Source organism: Mesorhizobium sp. M1A.F.Ca.IN.020.06.1.1 (assembly GCF_004023265.1).
GTDB lineage: Bacteria > Pseudomonadota > Alphaproteobacteria > Rhizobiales > Rhizobiaceae > Mesorhizobium.
Map to the genome: position 1 here is coordinate 1 of NZ_RZSR01000352.1, position 5,448 is coordinate 5,448.

Sequence of the window (5,448 nt, forward strand, 5' to 3'; positions counted from 1 at the left end):
GTCCCAGAGCGCGTCGTTCTCGGTGTGAAACTTGCCGAGGCCGAGCCGGTGCGAGTGGATGTAGCGCACCTCGCCGAGCTCGCCATTGTCGATCAACGCCTTCAGCGTCTCGAAGGCGGGGTGGAAGCGCAGCACGTGGCCCACCATGAAGACGCGGCCATTGTTCCTGGCCGCCTGCACCGAACGCTCGGCGTCCGCGACCGTCAGCGCGATCGGCTTTTCCACCAGCACGTCCTTGCCGCCCTCGATGGCGCGCAGCGCCATGTCGGCATGGAATTGCGGCGGCAGCGCCATGACAATGGCGTCGACATCGGCGCGCTCGAACAACTCGTCCGGCCCGATCGCCAGGCAGTCCTGCTCGCTGGCAAAGCCTTCGGCGCGGGCACGGTTGACGTCGGAAACGGCATGGAGCACGCCAAGCGCCTTGAGGGTGCGGATGTGGTTGCTGCCCCAGTATCCGCAACCGAGGACGGCGATGCGCGGCTTCATTCGTTCAAACTCTAGAATTTCGTGGCCGAGACATAGCGACGTGCCCCGTCGAACTCAACCCCGATTGCATGCGCTTCAGCGTCTGCCCGGCAAGGCTTTTCCGGGATGAGATTATGCTGATGCGTGCGGCTTGACAGCTTTGCCCTGCCAACCTTATATCCGCGCGACCTTGGCGAACGCCTCGAATTGCCCACGACCGGTGTGGTTCTTCGAGCCTCTTCGCCGCTCCTGGCGGAGTAGCTCAGTTGGTTAGAGCACGGGAATCATAATCCTGGGGTCGGGGGTTCAAGTCCCTCCTCCGCTACCATCTCACACCTGTCCGACCCGAATACATCGTTCGTGACTTGCTCGGACCCGGTTCGGTGATTTGCCGGCAGGCGCGGCACCCAGCTCCTACTGCCCGGGCTTGTGGGAAAGCCGGTCCAGCGCGTCTCGAAGCGCAGTGGCGGCACCGCCACGCTCATCGGCGGACATCAGCCCCGGTTCAAGTTCCAGCCTGAAGTGCGGCAGCTCGGTTCGAACAACGCGACAGGCGCCCGCTAGATTGGCCTTGATGACGCGGTAGGTAGCGACCGGATAGGCGATGCCCTTGACCTGGACGTGCCCCATCTCCTCACAATCGATCGTGTCCTTCACTTGCGCAAACGTCTCGTAGGAAATGAGGATGGTCCCCGGAGCCGCCTCTTGTTCCAGGCGCGAGGCGAGATTCACGGCGCCGCCGATTATCGTGTAATCCATCCGGTCCTCGCTGCCGAAGTTACCGACGGTGCAGTAGTCGGTATGGATGCCGATGCGGCAGCGCAGCGGTGTTTCGATCCCCATGTCCCGCCAGACCTCCGTAAGCTCGCTGATCCGCTTTTGCATGGCAAGCGCCATCTGCACGCAAGCCAGCGCGTCCTGCTTGACGCCGCGCGTCTCAGGGTCGCCGAAAAACATCAGGATCGCGTCGCCGACGTACTTGTCGATCGTGGCACCATGATCCAACGCGATTTTCGACATTTCCGTCAGGTAGTGATTGAGGAGCTGGGTGAGATCCTCGGATTCCATCTTGTCGGTGGTCTCGGTAAAGCCGGCGATATCGGAGAAGCATATGGTCAGCTTCTTACGCTGGCTGGCGATTCTAACGTCTTGGCGGCCGGTGAATATCGAGCTGTACACTTGGGGCGCCAGATATTTCGCCAGCTTGCTGGAAAGCGCTTCCAGGGCAGCGGACTTCTCGGCGAGGTTCTCCTCCCTTTGCTTCAGCTCGGTGATGTCCGAATAGACGGCGACCGTGCCGCCGGCGCTGATCCGCCGCTCGTTTATCATGATCCATCGTCCGTCGCCCCGCCGCTGCACCCACGGTTCGCCGGGGTTACGGTGCCGCCATAGGCGCTCCGCGACCCACTCATCGACCCGACCCTCGGCATCCCTGATGTAGCCACGCTCCGCGGATCGGCGAATGATCTCCTCGAATGCCATGCCGGGGGTTAGCTCTGCCTCCAGACCGGCGTATAGCAGTTCGCGGTAGCGGCTGTTGCTAAGGACAAGCCAGTCCTCTTTGTCATAGAGAGCGAAACCTTCGGAAATGCTTTCGATGGCATCGACCAGCCGCTGACGCGCTTCTGCAACGTCGCGCAGGTTCTTTTCCTCGACCTCGACAGCGGTATCCCGGAAGAGGCTCAGCGCCTCGGCCATGCGCCCGATTTCGTCGCTGCCCGCCGCCGGCAGCGGCGCACGAAGGTCGCCGCCCGCGATCGCGAGCATGCCCTGACTCACCGCTCCCAGACGGGCGAGTAGGCTGCGGTCGACATAGAGCCAGACGACCAGAACCGAGCTCAACAGGCTGAGAAACGCAGAGCCGAGGACAACTCCGGTGCCGTAGCGCTGGACGAGCGCGGCTTCGCGACCGGAGGCAGCGATCTCGCGGTCCGCTGCGGCGACAAGACGGTCGACGGCTGCGGTCAGACTGCGCGACAGCCGATTGTTTTCAGCCAGAAGCTTTTCGCCCTGCGAGAGGACCGCAAGCTCCTCCTCCCGTGCCTTCGGGATGCTGCTCTCACCATCGGTGAGTACCTCGAACTCGTCCACCCGCTGCCGAAAACGGGTTTGCAGCTTTTCGTCGATCTCCGAGGAAGCCGTTTCCAGAGCGGCGAGCGAGCGGTGCAGCGGAAACAGGATCAACGCCAGATCGCCTCGCGTCGGCGCGGTCGCGGCCTTCACCAGCGCGTCGTTGACTGCCGAGATCTCCAGCAGCGCCTTCTGCTGGGGGATGTAAGCCGCAATCGCATGGACCATGTCGGCCATTGCCGCTGCGCGTCGATCGGGCGACAGCGACGTATCGGCCGCGACCGCCCGCCATTGCGGGAGCCTGGAATCCATCACCACGATGCCGGTGGCCAGAAGGCGTTGGCTGCCGGTCGTCGTCGCGGCGAGGCGGTTCAGAAGCTCCTCCTTTCGGGCGACCACATCGAGGCGGGCGACAACAAGAGAGTCGAGCTCCTTCAGGTTGCGCCTCAAAACAACCGCAGCTTCCTCGATCTCAGCTAAAGGCACTGTGCCCAGCGTAGCATCTCTGAGATCCGTACGCAGGGCCTCGAGGCGGGACATCTCGAGCGCGACGGCCGCCGAGACCTTGCTGTGCTGAGCCCTGCTTGTCGCCGCCAGCACCGATGGCGCGGCAGCGGCGACCCGTTCGGCCTGGCGCGACAGCTGGAGGGAGGCCAGCGCCGACGGCACCCGATCCCTGGTAATTCGGTCGACGACGTCGCCGACTTCGAGGAAAGCATAAAGCGCCGCGGCGGTAGCCAGCACCGCAAGGCCGCTGATCCCGAAAAAGGCGAGCAACAGCCGACCGCGTATGCCGAGGCGTTCAAGCATCGTGGGGAGTCGGAACAATCCAGCCACACTGGTCTGCATCAGACTAGACGTCTCAGCGTCACGCCGGCGTTCGGCGCACCCTATTCAACCGGCACGTACTCCCCGCCCCGCCAGACGTACCAAACCCAGCTCTGCCTCGTGAGGTCGCCCTTGGCGTCGAAATCGACCCTGCCAATGACGGTGTCGAATTGCTGTTCGCGCAGTGCCGCTATGACCGCCTTTGGCGCCAGCGAACCTGCCTTCGCCACCGCCTGGGCCCAGACCTGCACCGCGCAGTAGCTCAACAGCGTATAGCCCGCGGGCTCGAAGTTGTCCGCACGGAACTGCTCCACGATCGCGGCCGCGCCGGCATTTCGCCGCGGGTCCGCCGGGAAGGTGAACAGGGTCCCCTCCGCCGCTGAGCCTGCGATCAGGGCGAATTCCTCGGTAGCCAAAGCATCTCCGGATATGAGCTGAAGCGTGTAGTCCCGGTCGCCTGCAGCGCGAGCGATCAGCGCAACGTCGGCATGATACCCGCCCACATACAAGGCCGAAATGCCGGCGGATTGCAACGCAGCGACCCCGGCTGAATAGTCGTCCTTCCCAGGCCTGTATGCGTCGTAAAAAGCTTCAGTCACGCCCCGTTTGTTCAGCTGCTTCCTGGTCTCGTCGGCGAGACCCTTCCCATAGGTCGAATTGTCGTGAAGGATTGCGATCTTCTTGTCGCCCCAGTGATCGGCAAGGTAGTTGCCGGCGATGAAACCCTGCGCGTCGTCGCGGCCAATGGTGCGGAAGACATTGCCACGGCCGTGTTCGGTCAGCTGCGGATTGGTCGAGCCTGGGGATATTTGCACGACGCCCGCCGCCTCATACACTTTTGATGCGGGGATCGAGGCTCCAGAGCAATAATGCCCGACGACGAGCACCACCCCGTCGGCCACCAGCTTCTGGGCGGCCGCGACCGCCTGCTCGGGATCGCAGAAATCGTCGACCGAGATCAGCCTCACCTTCTGGCCGAGCACGCCACCCGCCGCGTTGAGGTCGGCCACCGCCCTCTCCGCGCCGCGTTGCCCCTGCTCGCCGATCCAGGCAAGCCGCCCTGTCATCGCAGACGAGACCCCGATCAGCACTTCAGCCCTCGCGGAACTGAACACAGCCGCCAGAACTAGGATCGCTAGGGCGATGACACGGTGCATGTTTTGCACCCCCTGTGAACAGTAGCTTACGCTAATCCAGTCACACCCGACAGCCCCTTCGGTAAGCGCGAGTGCCTCGGATGTGACGCGAAAACACCGCCCCGGCGCACGGGCCTAATTCTAAACCGTCGGGCATGAGCGCTCTCCATTCAAGCCTGTTTTCAAGTCTTGTTTGCCTGCAGGAAATCGCGGGCTATGGTTTGGGACTTTTGTTCTACGTTCGAAGCAGGCGCGGGTAAGACGGCGTGGCGCATAATCCTCTGGTTTCAATCGTGGTTCCTGCGCACAACGCCGAGGCAACGCTGGCGCGCGCACTCGATTGCCTTCTCGATCAGGATATAGCGGATTGGGAGGCGATCATCGTCGATGACTCCTCCACGGATCGCACCCCCGCGATCATCGCCGGTTATGTTGAGCGCGATGCCCGATTTCGCACATTGAGCTCTTGCGCGCGCAGCGCCGCCGGCGCGCGCAACAGCGGGATTTCGACAGCGCGCGGCCAATGGCTCATGTTTCTGGATGCGGACGATTGGGTGGATGCCAGCTTCCTTGCGAAAATGCTGGCCGCTCTGAAAACCGCTCCCGATGCGGTGGCCGCCTATTGCGGTTCTCGGCGCGTGATGCCCGACGGCGAGTTGACCCCGTCGAGCATCTCAACAGAGGTTGGGATCGAGCCCTTCGAAACTTTCGCGCGCCGGTGCGCCATCCGCACTCACGCGCTGCTGGTCGATCGGAAGACAATTGTCGAGTTGGGCGGTTTCGATGTGTCGCTGCGCACCTGCGAGGACTGGGACCTGTGGCAGCGCCTCGCACGTCTGGGCAAACGTTGGGTGATGGTCGACGAGCCTCTCGCTTTCCATCGGGTCAGCCCCAACTCGCTCTCCCGCAATTCGACGCAGATGTTGGCAGATGCGGCAATCGTGAT

Annotated in this window: 4 protein-coding genes and 1 tRNA gene; 2 read left to right on the forward strand and 3 right to left on the reverse strand. The window is 63.1% G+C overall.

Features of this window, described 5'->3' with window-relative positions:
- Positions 1–489, reverse strand: a 489-nt coding sequence (locus EOA60_RS16745; RefSeq protein ID WP_164899355.1) for a Gfo/Idh/MocA family oxidoreductase, incomplete at its 3' end; no start/stop codon positions are given.
- A gap of 230 nt (positions 490–719) precedes the next feature.
- On the opposite strand from EOA60_RS16745, the gene EOA60_RS16750 reads away from it, so the two are divergent.
- Positions 720–796 (forward strand) — tRNA-Met (locus tag EOA60_RS16750).
- Between the two features lie 86 nt (positions 797–882).
- Here the strand turns inward: EOA60_RS16750 and EOA60_RS16755 are convergent.
- Together EOA60_RS16755 and EOA60_RS16760 are read right to left on the reverse strand one after the other, a co-directional pair.
- Positions 883–3,348: an adenylate/guanylate cyclase domain-containing protein gene (locus EOA60_RS16755; protein ID WP_128311624.1), complete on the reverse strand. Its 2,466-nt coding sequence runs from the start codon at positions 3,346–3,348 to the stop codon at positions 883–885.
- Positions 3,349–3,428: 80 nt separating this feature from the next.
- Positions 3,429–4,523, reverse strand: a complete 1,095-nt coding sequence (locus EOA60_RS16760; RefSeq protein ID WP_128311622.1) for a branched-chain amino acid ABC transporter substrate-binding protein — start codon at positions 4,521–4,523, stop codon at positions 3,429–3,431.
- Positions 4,524–4,768: 245 nt separating this feature from the next.
- Here EOA60_RS16760 and EOA60_RS16765 point away from each other — a divergent pair.
- Positions 4,769–5,448, forward strand: a 680-nt coding sequence (locus tag EOA60_RS16765) for a glycosyltransferase family A protein (protein WP_164899356.1), incomplete at its 3' end; no start/stop codon positions are given.